The sequence below is a fragment of the Blautia acetica genome (assembly GCF_038739805.1).
Classification (GTDB): domain Bacteria; phylum Bacillota; class Clostridia; order Lachnospirales; family Lachnospiraceae; genus Blautia.
On sequence record NZ_JBBEWO010000009.1, the window covers coordinates 73,486 to 97,105 of the forward strand.

Consider the following 23,620-nt stretch of genomic DNA (forward strand, 5'->3'; position numbering starts at 1 on the left):
AGTTAAGAAAATTATGGAAAAGAAAAGGTATAATGTTTTATTTATTCAAGTTGATCAATGGGGTGAAAAATTTTTGAATTTTACAGGAAATGATAAGATTATGACACCTACCATTAATCAACTGGCACGAGATGGGGTGACTTACTCCAATTGTTATAGTACTTGCCCGGTATGCATACCGGCACGTAGAAGCCTTATGACAGGTTTATTTCCCAAAGCACATGGGGATCGGGTTTATAGCGATAGAATGAAAATGCCATCGGTTACAACTTTGGCTGAAGCATTTCATCAGGCAGGATATCATACTATGGCAGTGGGGAAATTACATGTATATCCTCAAAGAAATCGTATAGGATTTCAAGATGTTATTCTTCAGGAAGAGGGAAGGTACGAATTTGGCGGGCCGGATGATTATCAAATATGGTTGGGGGAAAACGGCTATATCGGTCAGGAATTTCTTCACGGAATGGGAAACAATACCTACTATACAAGAACTTGGCCTTTAGGAGAAAATGCCCATCCAACCACATGGGCTACAGGTCAAATGGTAAAACAAATCAAGAGAAGAGATCCGGAAAAACCTGCATTTTTTTATCTTTCATATACGTTTCCCCATCCACCACTGGTTCCGCTGTCAGAATATTGGAATATGTATTCTGATCAGGATATACAAGAACCGGAATACGGAGATTGGGAAGACGAAAGTTTTATTTTTAAAGAATTAATGGAAGCGGCAAGATATTATTCTCATAAAGAAATGATAAGAGCGAAAAAAGCGTATTATGCACAATGCACACATATTGATCATCAAATTCGGCTGGTGATTGGAGCGTTAAAGGAAGAAGGTATTTTGGATGATACGATTCTTGTATTTACCAGTGATCACGGTGAAATGCTGTTTGACCATGGTATGGTAGGAAAACGTACTTTTTATGAGAATTCTGCACATATACCTTTAATTTTTTCAGGAAAGCCGATTGTTGACATAAGAGGAAGGATAGATGATAGAATTGCCTGTTTGGAAGATATTATGCCAACATTGTTGGATTTATGTAATATCCAAGTGCCGGATACTGTAGAAGGTCGATCGTTATTTGAAAAAGAAAGACGAGATTTCTTATATGGAGAAATCAGTGAGGGATATAGAGCTACACGAATGATTCGTATGGAAAATTACAAATTGATTTATTATCCGTATGGAAATAAAATACAGATTTTTGATATTCTTCAAGATAAGAATGAGTTGCATGATTTATCAGACAAAGATGAATTTAAAAATGTAAAGGAAGAGATGCTGATTAGATTATGTTCTTCTTTGTATGGAAAGGACAGAGACGAGTGGATAAAGAATGGAAAGCTTGTAGGACTTGAAACACCGGATTATAAGGAACGGGGGGATTATACATTGTCTAATCAGCGAGGCTTGCATTGGCCTATATAAAGAAAAAAGGACTGGATTTATTTAAAATTCAGCCTTTTTTCTTTATTATTTATGAAATCATATTGTTATTTATATTAGAAAGAGGAGAAAAGCATGAAAAGTATAAGACTTATTAAAGGACAAACTATGAGATTAAAAAAACCAGAAGATTTTTCAAATAAGGTGTTTTGGAGTACGGGATTTTTAAGATATGATGGCAATTTTCTTAAAAATGCAGGTTATTATAAAATTAAGAGAGAGCTAAGGGTCGGAGAGGCGGAAGGAGAACGAAGAGCAGAAGCAGCCAAAGCAGATCATCTCTTAAAAATAGATGAAATTTCTAATCAGGATGTATGTATAACAGCAGAAAATAAAGGGAATGTTGTGGTAAGCGTTAAAGATGATACTGGAAAAGAGAGGAAGTGGAGACTGGAAATATTGCATGAAAATCCGAACCATTTACCAGATGTATCAAAAGATGATTTTAGAAAAATTCGTTTGAAATGGAAACAATTATTGACAGGGCAAGGATTAAATGCCACAGAGGAAGGGCGAGAACTGCTGAATGAGATTCATAGAGATGCAGAGAACGTATGGAATAAGTATTTTTATAAGGGGCAGAAAATATGTGAAGGCATTCCGTGGAAAGAAAATCAGAAAGAACAAGAAAACAAAGACATTCCTTATATAGACGATGCAATAAAATTTACATCAGCTTTTCAAAATGTTCTGGTTTTATGTAAAGCTTATGGGGCAGAAGGGGGACTGTTTTATAAAAATCAAGAATTATTGCAAGATATTATCAATATTTTAGATTTTTTATGTAACAAGTGTTATGTGCCGAAAACCCAAACAGATAATTGGTGGACATGGGAAATAGGTATTCCTAAGGAATTAATTCCTTCTTTAATGATTATTTTTGACAGTCTTACAAAAGAACAGATATGGAAATATACAGAGGGAATTGCCTTTTTTCAACTGGATCCTTTCCATGAAGGGGGAATTGGAACTGCCAGCACCCATGGACAGGGATATCGCAAGGGGCAAGGGGCAAATATTATTGACTGTTCTACAATAGCAGTGGGATTAGGTGCTTTAAGAGAGGATAATGAGCTGGTATATCTAGGGATGCTTGCATCTGCAGAGACTTTTGTTATTAAAAATGTGGAGGAAAGCAGCAAAATTTCCAATAAGGGATATGAAAGCGGGTTTTATTCGGATGGTTCTTATTTAGATCATGTAAAGGTGCCTTACTTGGGGGCTTATGGGATTGAGTTTATGAAGGGAGCTGCTAAAATTCCGTATTTACTTTACGAAACACCATGGAAATATCCGACTAGTGTATGGAAAAATTTAGAATCATATATTATGGATGGATTTGGAAATGCCATATATAAAGGTTGTATGTTGGATTGTTTGAAAGGGCGTTCTGTATCCAGACCAACATGGAGCAACCGGGATATAGGACGTGAAGCCATGAAAATTATTATTAGATTGCTGGATTTTTTAGGGGAGAATTCAAAAGAAACAGTATTTGCCATGTTAAAAGAGTGGGTAGAGGCAGATAAAGGTTTTTTAGACAGTTTAAAAAATGTAGAAGATATAAACATAAAACACAAAGCACAGAAACTTTTAAGAAATACATCTATTGTAAGTTATGCTGCACCTGTACATAAATCATATCCTCTTATGGACAGAGTAATTCATAGAAGAAAAAAATATCTTTTTGCAGTATCCATGTATTCAGAACGTATCCAAAACACAGAGATTATGAATCATGAAAATCGCTTTGGATGGCATCAGAATAATGGAATGACTTATATTTATGATGATGATAATCAGTATACAGAAAATTATTGGAACACAGTAAATCCTTTAAGACTTTGTGGAACTACGATAGTACCGGTTGATATAGGAAATGGTAAACCGGATAGTTCGGGTTATGCACAGGGAGGAGACTTTTGCTCTAAAGAAAGTTGGGTAGGAGGAACAACCATTGAGAACTATGGCATTAGCGGAATGTCTTTTTCAGGAGAGATCCAAAAAATTCCGGGCGATCCTGTTGTTTCTTATGCGCCGGACTTGAAGGGAAAGAAGTCTTGGTTTATGTTTGAGAATGAAATTGTTTGTTTGGGTGCAGGTATCACCAATAAAAATATGGAGCTTCCGGTGGAAACCATTGTTGAGAATAAGAAACTGAGAAAAGATGGAAGCAATCAGTTTCTGGTAAATGGAGAGAAAACAGATATTCCGGTAAAAGAAGCTAACGTAAAAGAGTTAGTCAAACGTAGTGTGGATGTGTCTGGGAGATGTTTTGAACGGGTGAGCTGGGCACATTTAGAGGGGAATCGGGCAAAAGGAACAGGATATTATTTCCCAGAAAAAAATACAGAAATTCAGGTTCGCCGAGGACAAACAGATGGAAGCTGGAAAGACGTAGGAACTTTTGAGGGAGGAAGTACAGAAAACTATTTGGAAATGTGGATGGATCATGGACAGAATCCGGAAAACGCATCTTATAGTTATGTGCTGCTGCCGGAAACAAGCGCGGAAGAAACAGAAAATTACGTAAGGGCACCGAAGGTAAGCATATTGGAAAATAGCAGTGAGGTGCAGGCTGTATATCATGAAGAACTGGGAATTACAGGAATAAATTTCTGGCGGGAGCAGGGAGGAAATGTAAATGGAATAACAAGTGATAGAGCTGCTTCTGTTATGCTCCAGGAAACTGCCAAGGGAACGTTAAAAGTTTCTGTTTCTGATCCAACTATGAAAAATCAAGGACAGATTCAAATTACTATTAAAAAAAAGGTCGGAGACAGCATCCTTCTGGATGAAAGTGTTACTTGTGAAAAGACTGAAAATAGTGTAGTTCTGGTTTTTGATATGGCGAGAAGAAATGGCAGATCATGTATGGCAGAGTTCAAAATAGCTTCAGATTAAAGAGTGAGGAGTGAAAATTCAAGGGAAAAGATATTTTTTTGTTGAATAGATGATTGAAAAATGCAAAAAAACGATATAGAAAGAGGGAAAAGGTGAAAATATACAAGAAAATAATATAGTATTCAAGAATACGAGATATACATATAAGAATCTTTTGCTTAGAATATAAAGCATCAAGAAAATGCCGGCCAGCATAGATGATAAAAAAAGAAGAAGCAATATGTTAAAGTTAAGGAGGATTAACATGAGAAGCAAGTGGGTTCGTATTATTAGTATGGCTTTAGTTGGTACTATGTTATTAACTGGTTGTGGGGCAGCTGGTGGAGATAAGAAAGAAGACTCAAAGGATGAAAAGAGAGAGGTATCTGATAACTTAAATAAAGAAGGTCTGCCGATTTTAAAAGAGAAAGAAACTTTTACTATTGCAGTACCACAAAAGAGTACATTAAAATCAGCGGCAGAAAAGGAATGTGTGAAGGCTGCTGAAGAAGCTACAAATGTTCATATTGAGTGGGTAGAAATTCCTGCTTCAGGCTGGAAAGAAAAAATTAATATCATGTTCAGCACAGATAGCTTACCAGATGCAATTATTGGTGCTGTAGATATGGCGAAGAATTATGAACAGTTAGCAGAGTTAGATGAAATGTTAAAAGAGTATGCACCTAATACAACAGCGTTCTTTGAATCAAGAGACGATTATCCAACAGCTTTATACTCACCAGATGGAAAAGTCCATACACTGCCAACAGGAGATGAAGCAATTCAAAATATTATTGACTCACAATTGTGGATTAATCAGAAGTGGTTAGACAATTTGGGATTACAGATGCCTACTACTATTGATGAATTTAAAGAAGTATTGATTGCGTTCCGTGATAAAGATCCTAATGGAAATGGAAAAGCAGATGAAATTCCATTTACATTCCGCGATGCCTGGGGATGGGGCGGAACCATTGAAAATCTCTTTGGACCTTTCGGCGTGTTAGAAACAGCCAGCCATGTATTCACAAAGGACGGAAAAGTTACTTTCAGTGCAGCAGAGCAGGGGTATTATGATGCATTGGAATGGATGAACGGCTTGTATAAAGAAGGATTGTTTGATAAAGAAGCTTTTACACTTAGTGGAGATCAGTATGCATCAAGAGGTGCAGCCGGAGATAACTTAGGTGTTGTTGCAGGTTATCGTGCAAATGAAGCAGGTGTTGTAAACGAAACAGACTATCGTGCAGTTCCTGTATTAAAAGGAAAAGATGGTACACAGATGATTGGAACCAACAACGTAACAAGAACAGGTGGTTTTGTAATCAGCAAAACTTGTAAAAACCCAGAAGCCTTAGTTCGCTGGTATGATTATATCAATTCAAGTCTGGAATTAGCTCTTGACTGGGGACGTGGTGCAGAGGATGTAACTTGGAGAATTCTGGAACAGGATGGAGAACAGATTCCTCAGTTTATTACAATGGACGAAACAACTTTAAAAGAAAATGGTGGATATCAGTCTAAGGCAGAATATAGAAATGCAGAAAGTTTTTCAGGTGATACACCTTCTCTCTGGAAATATGAATATGCTCAGAAAGTAATAACGGATGAGAATTGTCCACCGGATTATAAATTAGAGGCTGTAAATGATCAGATGCAGTATGGAGTTATGGAACTTCCTTCCGGGACAGCTACTCTGGAAAATTCAGAAAGAAGAACAATTTTATTAGCTGACATTGATAACTACTTGAAAAAATTTATTGCAGATTCTGTAATCAATGGTATTGATGAAGGAAAATGGGAAGAACATCAGAAAACACTAAAATCCCTTAAAGTAGAGGAATATACAAAACTTTGTCAGGAATTTGTTGACTCTTTAGAAACAGATAAATAGCAAAGAAGTATAATCTGGTACAGTGCTTGTGTGAGTGCAGTGCTGTACCAGATTGTGTTTATGGAGGGAAATATGTCAAATACAAAAAAAGGAAAAAAAAGTGGGAAGTTTCTTCGACACTTAAAGAGAACATGGGTGTGCTATTTGTTTATTCTTCCCATGGTTATTTATGTAGTATTATTTAGTTATGTTCCAATGTATGGAATACAGCTGGCTTTTAAAGATTACCGTCCTAATGATGGGATTTGGGGTAGTGCATGGGTTGGATTGGAACATTTTAAAACTTTTTTTGAATCTTTTCAGTTTAAAGACTTGCTGTGGAATACCTTGTCATTAAGTTTTTATTCTTTAATTGCAGGCTTTCCAATGCCGATTATTTTTGCTTTATTCTTAAATTATATTACTAAGAAACGTTTGAAAAAGGCAGCGCAGATGATTACTTATGCACCACACTTTATTTCAATGGTAGTATATTGTGGTATGATTTTAATTTTCTTATCCAGTGATGGTGTTGTAAACCAGCTTTTAATGATTTTTGGAGTTGATCCGGTAGGATTTTTATCAAATCCAGAGAATTTTAGACACATTTATGTATGGTCCGGAGTACTACAGGGTATTGGATGGGGCTCTATTATGTATATCTCCGTATTGACATCTGTTGGACCGGAGCTTCATGAAGCCGCTACGGTAGATGGAGCAAGTCGTTTTCAAAGGTTGCTTTATATCGATCTACCTTCCATTATGCCGACTATGGTAATTATGTTAATTATGAGAGCCGGAGAAATCATGGACTTAGGATTTGAAAAAGCGTTCTTATTACAGAATAGTATTAACCTTGAATATTCAGAAATTATTTCAACTTATGTATATAAAATTGGTATTCAAAATGGACAGTTTAGCTATTCAGCAGCAATTGGCTTGTTTAACAATGTTATTAACCTGCTGCTGTTAGTTGTAGTAAATAAGATTGCAAAACGTGTTTCAGATGTAAGTCTTTGGTAGGAAGGAGTAGGCAATGAATAAGTTGAAAAAAATGAGTAAATCAGATATCGTATTTCTTTTTATTGTTTATGCTACGGTTATTCTGATTTCGGTTGTTATTTTATATCCATTGTGGTTTGTTATAATTGCATCAATTAGTGATCCTAATTTGGTTGCCACAGGAGAAGTTCTTCTTTTGCCCAAAGGAGTAACCTTTGAAGGATTCAAGTATATTTTTAGAGATCCTAGAATTTGGTCAGGGTACTACAATACCATTCGTTATACGGTTGTAGGAACTATGCTGGCGTTATTTATTACGATTCCGGCAGGATATGCATTGTCCAGAACGGATATGATGGGACGCGGAATTATCATGAAACTGTTAATTGTGACAAAATACTTTTCCGGTGGTTTGATTCCTACTTATTTAGTAGTAAAAGGTCTCGGGCTCGTAAATACTCCTTATGTGTTAATGATTTTAGGCTCATTTTCCGTATTTAACTTAATTTTGTGCAGAACATATTTCCTGAATACAATGCCTATCGAATTGCAGGAGGCTGCAGAAATCGATGGATGTGGTATTTTCCAGTATTTCCTGAAAGTAGTAATTCCTTTGTCAAAATCCATTATTGCAATTATGGTACTTTATTATGCGGTAGGTCATTGGAACTCCTTCTTTAATGGATTGATTTATGTAACGGATAGTGATTTATATCCATTGCAGCTGATTTTAAGAGATATTTTGATTACAGGGCAGTCTGTAGATCCATCAACTGTAGATCCGGATTCTCTGGAATTGATGAAACAGATTGCAAGAACAATTCAGTATGGTGTAATTATTGTATCTTCTTTACCGGTACTGGTGTTGTATCCTTTTGTTCAGAAACATTTTGTAAAAGGTGTTATGATTGGTTCAGTGAAAGGTTGATGATATTTCATGGAAAATGTATTGATTATACATGTGGACCAGCTTAGACGAGATGTATTAAGCTGTTATGGAGGAAAGGAAGTGCAGACGCCGAATATTGATTTTCTTGCGGAAAATGGAGTTCTGTTAGAGAATTTTTATACACCAAGTGCTGTCTGCACCCCCTCAAGGGGGTGCTTTTTTACGGGCAATTATCCCCACGAAAACGGAGCATATAGAAATGGAATTCCTGTAAAAAAGGATGCACATGGATTTGCAGAAGCGTTTGCAAAAGCAGGATATCATACAGGATATCTGGGAAAATGGCATTTAGCAGACCATAAGGAAAGAGGAGATGACTTAGGAGAATATAATTCTCTGGGATTTGAGGATTGGGATTATAAAGTAGAATTTGGACATTGTAAATCTGTTGCTTATGAAAATGGAAAAGTAAGACCGAAAAGAGAAGTAGGAAATAAAAGAAGTTATACAACGGATTGGCTTACAGATGAGACAATTAAATTTTTAAATAATCAGCTAAAAAATACAAGCCCTTCTTTATTTACGGTAAGTATACCGGATCCTCATCAACCATTTGAAGTCAGACCGCCTTATGATACAATGTTTGACCCATTAAAAGTAGAAATACCGGAAAGCTTCTGGGAAAGAGAAATACCGGATTGGGCAGAAAGAGATACATGGGGAAGATTGCACTATTATCCGTATGGACTTTTCGAAAGAGAAGGACATTTGCGTAGATTGAAAGCTCAATATCTTGGAGCTGTAAAATGTATTGATGATAACATTGGAAGAATTATTCAATGTTTAAAAGATACAGGATTATGGGAAAACACTATGGTTGTTTTTACCACAGATCATGGCGAATATATGGGGGAACATGGACTTATGGAGAAAAATAATCTCTATGAAAGTGTATATCATATTCCTTGTGTGATTTCTATGCCATGGAAGAACATTCAGGAAAGACGCTGCAATACATGGATAAATGTGGTGGATTTTGCCCCTACGTTAGCTGGAATGATGGAAATTCCTTATCCGTTTCAGGTACAGGGGAGAGACTTATCAACACATCTTTTGGAAAACAGAAAAACGGAACAGGTTCTTTATATTCATCCCAGTGATGTGCCGAGAGCAGGAATTATTACACCGGAATTTGAACTTGCTTATGTGGGAAAGGGATGGTGTGAGGAAGAATTCCATGACCATATTTTATTTGATATGAGAAAAGATCCTCTCCAGATGACAAATGTATTTGGAAAACCGGAGTATGCTGAGGTACAAAGAACGTTGACAGAAAAGATAAGGAAACATTTTGAAGAAATCGGTACACCGAAGAAGTTTTTGCCAAAAGAAGTATGGACAGTTGAAGAAAAGGACGGGAATTAAAATGAAAAGTGTGTTTCTTCCAAAAGATAATCATGGAGAAATCTTACATGCTCATGGAGGGCAGATTTTAATAGAAAACGGGATTTATTACTGGATTGGAGAAAACAGAACACAGAGAAACAAAGTTTCCTGTTATAAATCGAAGGATTTTTTAAATTGGGAATTTTGTAATCACATTTTAACTCTGGACTCGGAGGTAGAGGAAAAATTTTCGGACAGAGATTTGCGTTTGGATATACCGGAACAGAAAGCTTCTATTGGTACAGGTTGCAATATAGAGCGCCCTAAGGTGATTTACAATGAAAAAACGCAACAATATGTGATGTGGGCACATTGGGAGATGCCGTCAGACTATAAACTTGCCAGATGTGCGGTAGCTGTGTGTGATACCATTGACGGAGATTATACATATCTTGGAAGCTTCAATCCAATGGGATACATGTCACGGGATTGTACTCTTTTTGTAGATGATGATAAGTGTGCATATTTTATATCTGCTGCAAGAGATAATCAGGATTTACATATTTATCGTTTGACAGAGGATTATTTGTCAATCGAGAGTAAAGTGTGTACTTTATGGTCGGGAGAACTAAGAGAAGCGCCGGTGATGTTTAAAAGAAACGGATATTATTATCTTTTAACCAGCGGATGCACAGGCTGGAAACCAAATCAGTCGTCTTACGCATATTCCCGCTGTATTGACCATGGGTGGTCGAAGCGTTTTGAGCTGGGAAATGAAACTACGTTTCAATCTCAACCTACTGCAATTATTAAAACAGAGAATATTTTATCAGGTGAAGTCCAATATTGGTATTTGGGAGACCGTTGGGGTGGTTGCGGAGAAGCGTATTTTCAGTCGGAATATGTACTTTTACCATTAATATTTTCTTCAGATACGGATTTACATTTAGAGTGGGGGGGAGGAGATACTACATGAATATTTTATTCATCATGGCAGATGACCAAGGTTCATGGGCGATGAACTGTGGGGGAACAAAAGAATTGTATACACCTAACTTAAATCGAATAGCAGAAAGCGGAATGCAGTTTCAAAATTTTTACTGTGTATCGCCGGTCTGCTCTCCGGCAAGAGCCTCTGTACTTACCGGTAATATTCCTTCTTCTCATGGTGTGCATGACTGGATACGAAGCGGAAATATTGATAAAGATAAGTTTGAAGAGGCAGGCAGAGAAAATCCGTACTGGAATGGGTATTCCTGTGAAAACAAGCCGATTTCTTATTTAGAAGGAAAAACTACATACACAGATGTGCTAAATGAAAATGGATATAGGTGTGCTCTGGCAGGTAAATGGCATTTAGGTGACAGTGTTTGCCCTCAACATGGTTTTTCTAAGTGGTATACCATTGGATTAGGGGGATGTGATTATTTTCATCCGGATATTGTGGAAAATGGAAATATAAAAGTTTTGCACAATCAGTATGTTACAGAAGTAATTGCAAACAAAGCAATAGAATACTTAAACGAGTTTCAGCATCAAGAAGAACCCTTTTATCTTTCTGTGCATTTTACAGCACCTCATTCTCCATGGGGAGAAGGACAACATCCTAAAAAATGGATGGATTACTATGAAAATTGTGATTTCCCAAGTATTCCTGATGAGGCAGATCACCCGGATTTAACTACGGGACCGGTATTTGGAACTGAAAAGAGAAAAGAAAATCTCAGAGGTTACTTTGCGGCAATCAGCGCAATGGATGAGCAAATCGGAAGGATTTTAGATACTCTTGAGGCAAATGGGTTAAGAGAAAATACTCTTGTTGTGTATACAGCAGATAATGGTATGAGTATGGGGCATCATGGTGTATGGGGGAAAGGAAATGGAACGTTTCCTTTTAATATGTACGAAACATCTGTAAAAGTACCATTTCTTATGTCTTTACCGGGGGTAATTCCGCAAGGAAAAAGAGAAGAAACTATTCTTAGTGCATATGATATTTTTCCCACACTTTTAGAGCTTTGTCACATAGATGGAGAGAATTATAAAAAATTGCCGGGCAGAAGCTTTGCATATCTTCTTCGAGGGGAAAAGGAACAGAGGAAGAGGGATGAAGAAATCGTGGTGTTTGATGAATATGGTCCGGTGCGTATGATTCGCAATCAAGATTGGAAATATATTCATCGATATCCGTATGGACCTCATGAGCTATATTATTTAACGGAGGATCCGGAGGAAAAAGAAAATTTATGCGGACAACCGAAATATGAAAAAACGGTAGTCGAAATGAGAGCAAGGTTAAATGAATGGTTTAATAAGTATGCAGATGAAAAGGTAGATGGAGTAAAAGAGAGTGTCACCGGATTGGGACAAATGTGTCGAGCCGGCATTTATTCAGAAAAAACAGATACGTATTATTGTGAAAAATAGTATGATCATAGCGGAAGAGGAGAAAATTATGGCACAGACATTTGAAAACCTTGAAAAATATCAAGGGTGTAGTCAGGAGTTGATTGAACAGGCAGTTCGTCAGGCAACAGATATTGTAAAAGGAAATTTAAAAGATTTTACAGATTTTTTTCAGTCACCAAATACGAAGCAGGGATTTTATTGGCAGACAGAAAATGCAGAATGGACCACAGGATTTTGGACCGGTGTTGTATGGCTGGCTTATGAGCTTACAAACGATGAGGAATTTAAGAAAACAGGGGAAATTCATGTAAACAGCTTTTTAAATCGTATTCAGAAAAAAATTGATGTGAATAATCACGATATGGGATTTCTGTATAGTCTTTCCTGTGTTGCGGCATATAAACTTTGCGGAAACGAAAAGGGAAAAGAGGCTGCAATATTGGCAGCCGATCACTTGCTTACCAGATACAGAGAAAACGGAGAGTTTATTCAGGCATGGGGAAATGTAGGAGATCCAAAGGATTATCGCCTAATTATTGACTGTCTGTTAAATCTTCCCTTATTATACTGGGCAACAGAGGCAACAGGAAATCCGGAATATGCTGAAAAGGCATGCAAACATATTCATACAGCAATGCAGTGCGTGTTAAGAGAGGATCATTCTACTTATCACACATATTATATTGATCCGGAAACCGGAAAGCCTTCTCATGGCGTAACGCATCAGGGAAATCGAAATGGTTCTGCATGGGCAAGAGGACAGGCATGGGGGGTTTATGGTGTAGCTTTGAGCTATCGCTATCAAAAAAATCCAGAATATATTCAGATGTTCCAAGATGTAACCGATTACTTTATTGAGCATTTACCGGAGGATTTAATTCCATATTGGGATTTTGACTTTGACACAGGGAGCACAGAACCAAGAGATTCTTCTTCCTCTGCCATTGCGATTTGTGGTATTTATGAAATGCTTCCGTATCTGGAAAAAGAGGAAGCAGAAAAATACTGTATGGCAGCCGATAAAATGTTGCGTGCTTTGATTGAGAGCTGTGCGGTAAAATCCATTGAACAGTCGAATGGACTTCTGTTGCATGGCACTTATGCAAGAGACACCAAAGAAAATACCTGTACGGATAGAGGTGTGGATGAGTGTAATACATGGGGGGATTATTTCTATTTAGAAGCTCTTAGAAGAAGATGTGGAGCATGGAACCCTTACTGGTAAGGAGGAAAATCATGAAGAAAAGACCAAATTTATTATATGTTTTTCTGGATCAGTGGAGATATCAGGCAATGGGGTATGCAAAATCAGATGAAGTGTGTACGCCACACATGGACAGCTTTGCAAGGGAAAGCTTAGACTGCACCGAAGCGGTCAGTACCTTTCCACTTTGTTCTCCTCATCGTGCATCTCTGTTTACGGGAAAATATCCTTTTAGTGTAGGAATGTGGACCAACTGTAAAATAGGATTGAGTGAAGTCTTAATGTTAAAACCGCAGGAAACCTGTATTGGAAATGTATTAAAGGATACAGGCTACCATACAGGTTATATTGGAAAATGGCATTTAGATGCTTCCGAACAGAACTTTGAGAAAAATCCGATTTCCGGGGCAAGTCACTGGGATGCTTATACACCACCGGGGGAAAGAAGACAAGGTTTTGATTATTGGCTGTCTTATGGTGCTTGTGATGAACATTTAGATCCCCATTATTGGGCGGATACACCGGAACAGATTAAGCCGGGTTGCTGGTCGCCGGAATTTGAGACGGATAAGGCATTGGAATATATGGAAGAAAAGAAAAATCAGGCGGAGCCCTTTGCATTGTTTGTCTCTTACAATCCACCTCATCTTCCGCATGAATTGGTACCGGATAAATATTATGAACAGTACAAGGATATGCCGGTGTATTTCAGAGAAAATGTGCCTGAGGAAAAACGGACTCCGGATATGGAAACTATTACCAGACAGTATTTTGCAGCAGTTACCGGTGTAGATGAACAGTTTGGAAGACTTTTAGAGTTTTTGAAAGAAAATGGAATGGAAGAAGATACGATTGTGGTACTTTCTGCAGATCATGGAGAAATGTTAGGTTCACATGGACACATGGGCAAAAATGTATGGTATGAGGAGTCTATCCACATTCCATTGTATATCCGCCAGAAAGGGCGTCTTGCTCCTGCAAAATATAAGGAGCTGGTAGCAAGTCCCGACCACATGCCTACACTTTTAGGACTGTTGGATATTCCTGTGCCGGATACCTGTCAGGGCTTTAATCATGCGCCGGGAATACTGGGACAGGAAAATGATGCGCCAAAGGATGCGTTTTTATGCTCTTATCCGGGAATGCCGGAAATGGTGGCAGCCTTTGAAAAACAGGGGTTGAACAGTAAGTGCTATGGCTGGAGGGGTATTCGGACACATACACATACTTTTGTAATAAATAATGGATATAAACCGGGAGAAAAACAGGTGAAAATGTTGTATAACAATGAAGAAGATCCTTATCAGCAAAATCCCATTATGATTACGGAGCTGAACGAGGAGCTTGCAGCGGGATATGAAAGGAGTCTGAGGGAATACTTAGACATGCAGCGGGACCCGTTTCTTATATAAAAATCAGGAGGTTGTTGCTTAGGCAATGACCTCCGTTTTTAGTATCATGACGAAGATTAAGAAAAAGAAGAAAAAAGATACAAGAATAAAGAAGATTCTTATCAGCAAAATCCGGTGATGATTACAGAGTTGGACGAGGAGCTTGCAGCAGGCTGTGAAAGGAGTCTGAGGGAATATTTAGATATGCTGCAGGAGCAACTTTTATATGGTGTACAGATTTTACATATATCTGGCTGGCAAACGGGAAAATGCGCTATAATTACTCTATTATTGACCTGTATGACCGAAGTGTAGTTGCGACTGCTAACTCAGATTACATAAATGCTGAACTTGCAAAAACAATATTGGAAAAAGCATTAAGCGTGGAAAACGCTGCCCTATTTATAGAAAAGAATATGGAATTTGTGCGTCCTCTCATGTTATGATAGAAAAAAAATACATTTACGAAAAACGGAGTCACGCACATGAACTATCTTGATAAATCCCTGTACGAATACAGCCGTACAGACTTCTACCCTTTCCACATGCCGGGGCACAAGCGCCAGGTACAAAATGAATCCCTGCGCAATCCCTACGCTGTGGACATCACGGAAATTACAGACTTTGACAATCTGCACCATGCCGAGGGCATTATAAAAGAAAATCAGGATTTGGCGGCAGAGTTATATCACGCAGAGAAATCCTGGTTTTTAATCAATGGCAGTACGGCTGGGATTCTGGCGGCTGTTTCGGCCTGTACTTCCCGGAACGGGAAGCTTCTGATGGCGCGCAACTGTCACAAAGCTGTGTACCATGCCGCCTATCTGCGGGGACTGGAAACCGTGTATTTATACCCATCTTATGAACCATTTTGTGGATTAAACGGCGGAATCAGCCCTGCAGATGTGGAAAAAGCATTGGAAGAAAATCCAGACACAGAAGCGGTTATGATTACTTCACCTACTTATGACGGTGTGGTATCTGATATTGAAAAAATTGCAGAAATTGTCCACAGACATGGAATCCCGCTGCTTGTAGATGAAGCTCATGGCGCGCACTTTGCCTTTCACCCTGCATTTCCTGTATCTGCGCTGGAACTGGGGGTCGATGTGGTGATTCATAGTTTACATAAAACATTGCCCGCCATGACGCAGACTGCACTTCTTCACAAAAAGGGAGGACGGGTGTCAGAGGAAAAACTGGAAGAATTTCTGGACATCTACGAAACCAGCAGTCCATCTTATATACTTATGGGAGGAATTTCCTACTGTCTGCGCTATGTGAAAGAACAGGGGCAGGAACAGTTTGGACAATTTTGGGAGTATCTGCAGGAATGCCGCAAAGCACTGGGCAAATTACGGGTACTGCGATTGATAGGAAAAGAATTGACAGAACAGAAAGATATTTTTGATTTTGATTGTTCTAAAATTGTCATTTCTACAGCAGGGGCAGACATAGACGGTCCGGGACTCCATGAACTTCTGCGTAAGCGGTATCACCTGGAAATGGAAATGGAGGCAGAACAGTATATCCTGGCGCTCACCAGCGTGGCAGACAGCCGGGAAGGCTTTCAAAGACTCACAAAGGCTCTTCTGGAAATTGACAGGGAGCTGGCAGAGAAACATGCACCGGAGGGCTTTTGCTTTATAGAGAGCTGTCAGCAGGTGCACAACGAGCGGGTGTATCCTGTCTGGAAAGCCATGGAAAGCCCTTGCCGAAAAGTTCCTTTAGAGGAAAGCATAGGGAAAATTTCTGCGGAATATGTCTATCTCTATCCGCCGGGAATCCCGCTTTTGGTGCCGGGAGAGCGAATCAGTCCGGAATTTTTCAGACATATGGAAGAATTAAAGCTACAGGGATTGACTTTGCAGGGAATGAAAGATTACAGCCAGAATTCGATTTACATTGTGGAAGAAAGGAAAAATAATGGGTAAAATTTTTTATATTATGGGAAAAAGTTCCTCTGGAAAAGATACGATTTACAGCCGGCTTTTGGAGGATAGTCAGCTGGGGCTTTCCAGAATTGTTTTATATACCACCAGACCCATGCGGGAGGGGGAACAGGAAGGCCGGGAGTACCATTTTACGGATGAGGCCTGTTTTGAGAAATTGCAGGAACAGGAAAAAGTCATTGAATCCCGCACCTATCAGACCGTATATGGACCCTGGACGTACTTTACAGCAGATGACGGAACGCTGGAACTTGCAGAAAACAGTTATCTGGGCATCGGCACGCTGGAATCCTATGAGGGGATGAAGAAATATTACGGAGAAGAAAGCGTAGTGCCTGTGTATGTGGAGGTGGAGGACGGAGAACGCCTGCGCCGGGCCATTCGCAGGGAAGAATTGCAGAAAATACCTAAATATGAAGAGATGTGCCGGCGTTTTCTGGCTGATGCGGAGGATTTCAGCGAGGAAAAACTGCAGCAGGCGGGAATCTCAAAAAGATTCCTGAATATAGAATTGGAGAATTGTATAAAAGAAATTAAAAACAGTATACAAAAGTTGCAGTAGACGGAAAATATATGCTATAATGTGCTATAAACAAAGATAAGAAATCCTTCGGGATTACGGGAATTGAGGTGAATTGCAATGCAGGAAATAGAAAAAGTATTGGGACACGAAGAAGTAATTAAACATTTGCAGAATGCAGCGGCTATGGATAAAGTTTCCCATTCCTATATTTTTGCAGGAGAGAAGGGAAGCGGCAAAAAGCTGCTGGCAAAATTATTTGCTATGACATTGCAGTGTGAAAAACATGGGAAGGAACCATGTCTGCAGTGCAGTTCCTGTAAGAAAGCGATGAACCGGAACCACCCGGATATTATTTATGTAAGCCATGAAAAACCCAACTCCATTGGAATTGAGGATATCCGGGAACAGCTCATTGCAGATGTGGACATTAAGCCTTATACAGGGCCTTATAAGGTTTACATCGTAGATGAGGCGGAAAAATTGACGGTACAGGCGCAGAATGCCCTTTTGAAAACCATTGAAGAGCCGCCGGCATATGCAGTCATTATGCTTCTGGTCAATAATGGCGCAACGTTGCTTCCGACCATTGCCTCCAGATGTGTAACATTGAATTTTAAGCCCGTCCGGGATGAGGTGATTAAGAAATACCTTATGGAAGAGCTTCATGTGCCGGATTATCAGGCAGAAGTCAGTGTGGCTTTCGCCCAGGGAAATGTGGGAAGAGCAAAGCAGATTGCAACGGCAGAGGACTTTGCGGAAATGATGGAAGCAGCTTTTCGAATCCTGAAAAAAGGAAAAGATATAGAAGTCTATGAAATGGTAGACGCCATAAAGCTGCTGTCGGAACAGAAGCACACAGTTTATGAATACCTGGATTTGTTCCTGGTGTGGTTCCGGGATGTGCTGATGTTTAAAGCAACCAATCAGATAGACGGACTGGTTTTCAGGCAGGAATACAATGATATTAAAAGCCGCGCAGACGTCAGCTCCTATGAAGGGCTGGAAACCATTATCAAGGCCATTGAGACTGCCAAACAGCGTCTGCAGGCCAACGTGAATTTTGACTTAACCATGGAACTTCTGTTCCTTACAATCAGGGAGAACTAATCATGACAAGAGTAATTGGAGTAAGATTCCGCAATGTGGGTAAAATCTATTATTTTTCCCCTAAAAATCTGGAAATCAAATCCGGAGACCATGTAATTGTGGAAACGGCAAGAGGTGTGGAATACGGCAGTGTGGTGCTGGCACCTCGGGATGTAGAAGATGAAAAGGTGGTGCAGCCTTTAAAAGAGGTTATCCGCATTGCCAATACCCAGGATGACAAAAAGGAAGAAACCAATCGGAAAAAGGAAAAGGAAGCTTTTCGTATCTGTCTGAAAAAAATCAGAGAACACAGCCTGAATATGAAACTGATAGATGTGGAATACACCTTTGATAACAACAAAATTCTGTTTTATTTCACGGCAGACGGAAGAATTGACTTCCGTGAGCTGGTAAAGGATTTGGCGTCTATTTTTAAGACCCGAATCGAACTTCGTCAGATTGGTGTTCGGGATGAGACGAAAATTCTGGGAGGAATCGGAATTTGCGGACGTCCTCTTTGCTGCCATACTTACCTGTCAGAATTTGTCCCCGTGTCCATTAAAATGGCAAAGGAGCAGAATCTTTCCTTAAATCCGACGAAAATTTCCGGTGTCTGCGGACGTCTGATGTGCTGTCTGAAAAATGAGGAAGAAACTTACGAGGAACTGAACAAAAAGCTGCCGAATACAGGCGACCGGGTAACCACCTCTGACGGATTAAAAGGTGAGGTACAGAGCGTCAATGTGTTAAGACAGCTGGTAAAAGTTATTGTAGACGTGGAAGATGAGAAAGAAATCCGGGAATATCCGGCTTCTGAACTGAAATTCAAAGCCAGACAGAAACGGGAAAAAATCCGCCTGTCAGACGAAGAGATGAAGGCGCTCAAAGAGCTGGAAAGAGATAAATAAGAGAAAGAAAAGAGACAGAGAGGAAATTTCATGGAAGAGAAGAGTTTGCTTCTGGAACATGAAAGACTGGACGACCTGCAAAACGGATACATGCTGATACAAAATCCGAAGCAGTTCTGCTTTGGGATAGATGCCGTGCTGCTCTCCTGGTTTGCCTGCGTGAAACCGGGAGAGGAAGTGCTGGATATGGGGACGGGCACTGGAATCGTCCCCGTTTTATTAAAGGCAAGGTATCCCCAGGGGCATTTTACCGGTCTGGAAATACAGGAAGAAAGCGCAGACGTAGCCAGAAGAAGTGTACAGTACAATCACCTGGAAAAAGACATTACGATTACAACAGGAGACATTAAAGAGGCCGCGTCGATTTACGGAGGGGCTTTTTTTGATGTGGTAACAACCAATCCGCCTTATATGGTGGGCAGTCATGGGCTGACTGGAGAAAATCAGGCCAAAGTCATTGCCCGGCATGAAACTTTGTGTAACCTGGAAGACATTGTCAGCCAGGCGGCAAAAGTATTAAAACCAAGGGGCAGATTTTATATGGTGCATCGTCCCTTCCGGCTGGCGGAAATATTTTCCGTAATGGTGCAGTATGGCATTGAGCCTAAGCGCATGCGGCTGGTACACCCCTATGTGGACAAAGAGCCCAACCTGGTGCTGGTGGAAGGTATGCGGGGCGGCAAGTCCAGAATTACAGTGGAAAAGCCCTTGATTGTATATGAGAAACCAGGCGTTTATACCCGTGAGGTATTGGATATTTACGGACAGGAGACGAAAAAATGAGCGGAAAATTATACCTGTGTGCAACCCCCATCGGCAACCTGGAGGACATTACTTACCGGGTGCTGCGGACGCTGAAAGAGGTGGATTTGATTGCCGCAGAAGACACCAGAAACAGCATTAAGCTTCTGAATCATTTTGAGATTAAAACCCCTATGACCAGCTATCATGAGTACAATAAGTTTGATAAGGGGCGGTATTTGATTCAGCTGATGGAGGAAGGCAAAAACATTGCCCTGATTACAGATGCCGGAACACCGGGAATTTCAGACCCGGGAGAAGAGCTGGTGGCCATGTGCTATGAAGCAGGTCTTGAGGTGACTTCTCTTCCCGGCGCGGCGGCCTGCATTACGGCGCTGACCCTTTCCGGGCTGCCTACCAGAAGGTTTTCCTTTGAAGCTTTTCTGCCTTCTGATAAGAAGGAGAGAAGTTTTATTTTGGAATCCCTGAAAGCGGAAACCAGAACCCTGATTCTTTATGAGGCACCTCACAGATTAATAAAGACCCTGGAGGAACTTTACGAAGCACTGGGAGAGCGGAGAATTTCCGTATGCAGGGAGTTGACGAAGAAGCACGAAAGTGTCTTTCGGGGAACTCTTTCAGAGGCCGTCAGCTGGTATGGTGAGCATGCTCCAAAAGGAGAATGTGTGCTGGTGCTGGAGGGACGCAAAAAAGAAGAACTGGAAGAAGAAGAACGGCGCAGATGGGAGGACATGACACTGGAAGAGCATATGGATCTCTATCTGAACCAGGGAACTGAGAAAAAAGAAGCGATGAAAAAGGTTGCAAAAGACAGGGGAATCCGTAAGCGAGACGTTTATCAGGCGCTTTTAAAAGACTGAAATCTGTATTTTGAAGTGGGAAAAGCATATGAATGAAAGAGATAAAGAATACGAAAAACGATTAAGAGAAAGAGAGCGAAGACGCCAGCAGCGGCGCAAAGAAGTTTTAAAACAGAGAATTCTTCTGGGAACCGTGGGAGGGCTTCTGGCGGTGATTCTGGTCACAGCGGCGGTGTCAGGAGCAAAGAAAGATTCTAAGGCTGCAAAGGAACAGCAGAAGAAAGCAGAAGCTGTTCAAAAGGCAGAAGAAAAGGCGAAAAAAGCGGAAGAGGCCAAGAAAGCCCAGGATGCGGTGTTTACAATCAGTGCAGCAGGGGACTGTACTCTTGGTACGGACGAAAATTTCGACTATGAAACAGGCTTTACGGGAAAATATGATGCGGTACAGGACCCGTCCTATTTCTTCAAAGAGGTAAAATCTATTTTTGAAGCGGATGATTTAACTATTGTAAACATGGAGGGAACGCTGACTGAGGAGGAAACCCGTGCAGATAAGCTGTATGCTTTTAAAGCCTCTCCGGAATATGCGAAAATTCTTACAGAGGGTGATGTGGAAACCGTAAATCTTGCAAACAATCACACCTACGATTACGGGGAAAAAAGTTATACGGATACCATAGCAGCTCTGGACGCAGAGGGAATTATTTCCTTTGGAAATGACAGGACTGCTATCATAGAAATTCAGGGGATTAAGGTAGGACTTCTGGGAACTTACGAACTGCGGGACCACATGGGCTGTGAGCAGGAGATGAAAGACAATATTGCCAATCTGAAGGAACAGGGGGCGCAGTTGATTATTGCAACGTTCCACTGGGGGGAAGAGCGGGAGAATATTCCCAACGAAACCCAGGTAGCCCTGGCTCATTCTGCCATTGACAATGGAGCGGATTTAGTGCTGGGACATCACCCTCATGTACTGCAGGGAATTGAAGAATACAAAGGGAAAAATATTGTGTACAGCCTGGGAAACTTCTGCTTTGGCGGGAATTCAGGACCCGCGGATATGGATACCATGATTTTCCAGCAGACTTTTACCTTTGTAGACGGAGAACTGCAGGAAGACAATGTGAAGAATATTATTCCGTGTAAGATTTCATCTGCTTACACAGAAGGATATAACAACTATCAGCCGCTGCCTGTAGAGGGAGAAGTGAAGGAAGCAATTTTCACAAGGATACAGGAGTACAGCCAGGCTGTGGGAACAGAACTTGATGTGACCGGAATGGGAATGAAAGAAGATACTTCTTCAAAAGACGAATAGAATACAGAATATTTTCATAAGCTGATACAAAAGAATTTCCTGGAGGTTTTATGCTGGATATACTCTGGGCTGTAATGCTTCTTACAGGAATTTTGTACGGTGCGCTTACCGGAAATATGAACCAAGTGACGGACGCTGCTCTTTCCTCTGCGAAAGAGGCAGTGTCCCTTTGTATTACTATGGCAGGAATTGTGGCTATGTGGGTAGGTGTTATGCAGATTGCCAGAACTTCGGGACTGGTGGATAAAATGACAAAAGGCATGCAGCCGCTTCTGGCTTTTTTGTTTCCGCGGATACCCGGGGAACACAGAGCCATGGAATTTATTTCTGCCAATATGATAGCCAATTTTCTGGGACTTGGGTGGGCGGCAACACCTTTTGGGCTGAAAGCCATGGAAGAACTGGGGAAACTGGAGGAAGAAAGAAGACAGGGAAAGGCCTTGGGAACGGTCAGAGAAAGCGGTATGGCCAGCAATGAGATGTGTACGTTTTTGATATTGAACATATCATCTTTGCAGCTGATTCCTGTGAATATTATTGCCTACAGAAGTCAGTATGGGAGTGTGAATCCTACAGCCATCGTGGGGCCGGCCATTGTAGCGACCTTGGTGAGTACGGCGGTGGCAGTGGTGTTTTGTAAGGGAATGGAAAGAAGAAAGCATTGACGTATGGCAAGACAGGGTGTATAATGACTCCATTACAGCTTTGCTACGTTGAAGTGTAACGGTTTTATTTGATAAAGTATCGAGGCGACAAGGAGGAAAAAAAATGAAACGAAAGAAGTTATTAGCCCTTACAATGACAGCAGCAATGGGAATGTCCATGGCAGCCTGCGGAGGAGAATCAGATTCCGCAGAAAGCAGCGGAGACGTCTATAAAATCGGAATCTGCCAACAGCTTGAGCATGATGCTTTAGACCAGGCAACCCAGGGGTTTGAGGATGCCTGCAAAGAAAAATTTGGTGAGGACAAGGTAGAATTTGACAAGCAGAATGCCCAGGGCGAGCAGGCTATGTGCAGCACCATTATCAATAATTTTGTCTCTTCGGATGTGGATTTGATTCTTGCCAATGCGACTCTGCCTTTGCAGACTGCAGCACAGGCTACCGCAGATATCCCGATTCTGGGAACTTCCATTACCGATTATGCGTCTGCTCTGGGCGTCGACCCGGAGGACTGGACAGGTGCTACCGGCGTAAATATTTCAGGAACCAGTGATTTAGCACCTATTGACAAGCAGGAAGATATGCTTCTGGAACTGGTACCGGATGTGAAACAAGTGGGTATTTTGTACTGTTCAGCAGAAGTAAATTCTGAATATCAGGCGAAGATGTTTGCAGAAGAACTGAAAAAAGACGGCATTTCCTATAAAGAATATACGGCGGCCGATTCTAATGAAATCCAGTCCGTTGTCACCAATGCGGTGAGCGAGTGCGATGTGCTTTACGTTCCGACAGACAACACCATGGCGAATAACACAGAAATTATCAATAATGTCTGCCTTCCGGCAAAAGTTCCGGTCATTGCAGGCGAACAGGGAATCTGTGCAGGATGCGGCATAGCTACCTTATCCATCAGCTATTATGATATCGGCTACAAGGCAGGGGAAATGGCGTATGAGATTCTGGCTGAAGGAGCGGATATTACCACAATGGAAATTGAAACCGCACCGGAAGTAACGAAAATGTATAATCCGGCTATTTGTGAGGCATTAGGAATCAAAGTGCCGGAAGGATACGAAGCAATCGCGGAATAAGAGAAGAAAGGATACAG

At 40.6% G+C, this 23,620-nt stretch carries 19 protein-coding genes and 1 pseudogene; all 20 read left to right on the plus strand.

Translation table 11 applies throughout. The annotated features are described in order from the left end of the window. Positions 1–13: 13 nt before the first annotated feature. The 20 genes and pseudogenes from WBS51_RS07985 (at position 14) to WBS51_RS08075 (ending at position 23,603) form a co-directional block, all read left to right on the plus strand. Entirely contained in the window at positions 14–1,441 is a 1,428-nt protein-coding gene (locus WBS51_RS07985) for a sulfatase-like hydrolase/transferase (RefSeq protein ID WP_173749302.1), read from the plus strand. Between the two features lie 93 nt (positions 1,442–1,534). Continuing rightward, entirely contained in the window at positions 1,535–4,363 is a 2,829-nt protein-coding gene (locus tag WBS51_RS07990) for a polysaccharide lyase 8 family protein (RefSeq protein WP_291682231.1), read from the plus strand. A gap of 244 nt (positions 4,364–4,607) precedes the next feature. After that, entirely contained in the window at positions 4,608–6,236 is a 1,629-nt protein-coding gene (locus tag WBS51_RS07995) for an extracellular solute-binding protein (RefSeq protein ID WP_226853590.1), read from the plus strand. Between the two features lie 72 nt (positions 6,237–6,308). Further along, positions 6,309–7,238: an ABC transporter permease gene (locus WBS51_RS08000; RefSeq protein ID WP_226853588.1), complete on the plus strand. Its 930-nt coding sequence runs from the start codon at positions 6,309–6,311 to the stop codon at positions 7,236–7,238. A 13-nt stretch (positions 7,239–7,251) separates the two neighbouring features. Then, positions 7,252–8,145, plus strand: a complete 894-nt coding sequence (locus tag WBS51_RS08005) for a carbohydrate ABC transporter permease (RefSeq protein ID WP_173749298.1) — start codon at positions 7,252–7,254, stop codon at positions 8,143–8,145. A 9-nt stretch (positions 8,146–8,154) separates the two neighbouring features. Then, positions 8,155–9,531, plus strand: a complete 1,377-nt coding sequence (locus WBS51_RS08010; RefSeq protein WP_294459818.1) for a sulfatase-like hydrolase/transferase — start codon at positions 8,155–8,157, stop codon at positions 9,529–9,531. 1 nt (position 9,532) lies between these two features. After that, positions 9,533–10,468, plus strand: coding sequence for a family 43 glycosylhydrolase (locus WBS51_RS08015; protein WP_342694064.1), 936 nt, complete (start codon positions 9,533–9,535; stop codon positions 10,466–10,468). Then, complete coding sequence (locus WBS51_RS08020) at positions 10,465–11,919, plus strand: sulfatase-like hydrolase/transferase (protein WP_173749295.1); 1,455 nt, start codon at positions 10,465–10,467, stop codon at positions 11,917–11,919. Before WBS51_RS08015 ends, WBS51_RS08020 begins: the two co-directional genes overlap by 4 nt. A 28-nt stretch (positions 11,920–11,947) precedes the next feature. Further along, the gene (locus tag WBS51_RS08025; protein WP_294459814.1) at positions 11,948–13,126 is read left to right on the plus strand and encodes a glycoside hydrolase family 88 protein; all 1,179 of its coding nucleotides are present in this window, start codon (positions 11,948–11,950) and stop codon (positions 13,124–13,126) included. Between the two features lie 11 nt (positions 13,127–13,137). Beyond that, positions 13,138–14,517, plus strand: coding sequence for a sulfatase family protein (locus WBS51_RS08030; RefSeq protein ID WP_294459811.1), 1,380 nt, complete (start codon positions 13,138–13,140; stop codon positions 14,515–14,517). Positions 14,518–14,720: 203 nt separating this feature from the next. Beyond that, positions 14,721–14,879 (plus strand): annotated as a pseudogene (locus WBS51_RS15240) (IS3-like element ISRgn1 family transposase); the annotation flags it as partial. A gap of 102 nt (positions 14,880–14,981) precedes the next feature. Then, positions 14,982–16,430: an aminotransferase class I/II-fold pyridoxal phosphate-dependent enzyme gene (locus tag WBS51_RS08035; protein ID WP_294459807.1), complete on the plus strand. Its 1,449-nt coding sequence runs from the start codon at positions 14,982–14,984 to the stop codon at positions 16,428–16,430. After that, a complete protein-coding gene (locus tag WBS51_RS08040) occupies positions 16,423–17,010 on the plus strand; it encodes a nucleoside/nucleotide kinase family protein (protein ID WP_173749372.1) in 588 nt (195 codons plus the stop codon). Before WBS51_RS08035 ends, WBS51_RS08040 begins: the two co-directional genes overlap by 8 nt. Positions 17,011–17,088: 78 nt before the next feature. Next, entirely contained in the window at positions 17,089–18,078 is a 990-nt protein-coding gene (holB, locus tag WBS51_RS08045) for a DNA polymerase III subunit delta' (RefSeq protein ID WP_294459798.1), read from the plus strand. A gap of 2 nt (positions 18,079–18,080) precedes the next feature. Beyond that, complete coding sequence (locus WBS51_RS08050; protein ID WP_173749374.1) at positions 18,081–18,965, plus strand: PSP1 domain-containing protein; 885 nt, start codon at positions 18,081–18,083, stop codon at positions 18,963–18,965. Positions 18,966–18,995: 30 nt separating this feature from the next. Next, positions 18,996–19,748 (plus strand): tRNA1(Val) (adenine(37)-N6)-methyltransferase, encoded by a 753-nt coding sequence (locus WBS51_RS08055; RefSeq protein WP_173749375.1) that lies wholly within the window; start codon positions 18,996–18,998, stop codon positions 19,746–19,748. Next, complete coding sequence (gene rsmI / locus WBS51_RS08060) at positions 19,745–20,587, plus strand: 16S rRNA (cytidine(1402)-2'-O)-methyltransferase (protein WP_173749376.1); 843 nt, start codon at positions 19,745–19,747, stop codon at positions 20,585–20,587. Before WBS51_RS08055 ends, rsmI begins: the two co-directional genes overlap by 4 nt. Before the next feature lie 28 nt (positions 20,588–20,615). Continuing rightward, a complete protein-coding gene (locus WBS51_RS08065; protein WP_173749377.1) occupies positions 20,616–21,848 on the plus strand; it encodes a CapA family protein in 1,233 nt (410 codons plus the stop codon). A 50-nt stretch (positions 21,849–21,898) separates the two neighbouring features. Beyond that, positions 21,899–22,513 carry a nucleoside recognition domain-containing protein gene (locus WBS51_RS08070; RefSeq protein WP_173749378.1) on the plus strand — a complete coding sequence of 205 codons (615 nt, stop codon included), beginning with the start codon at positions 21,899–21,901 and terminating at the stop codon, positions 22,511–22,513. A 103-nt stretch (positions 22,514–22,616) separates the two neighbouring features. Further along, complete coding sequence (locus WBS51_RS08075; RefSeq protein WP_173749379.1) at positions 22,617–23,603, plus strand: ABC transporter substrate-binding protein; 987 nt, start codon at positions 22,617–22,619, stop codon at positions 23,601–23,603. The last annotated feature ends 17 nt before the right edge of the window (positions 23,604–23,620 follow it).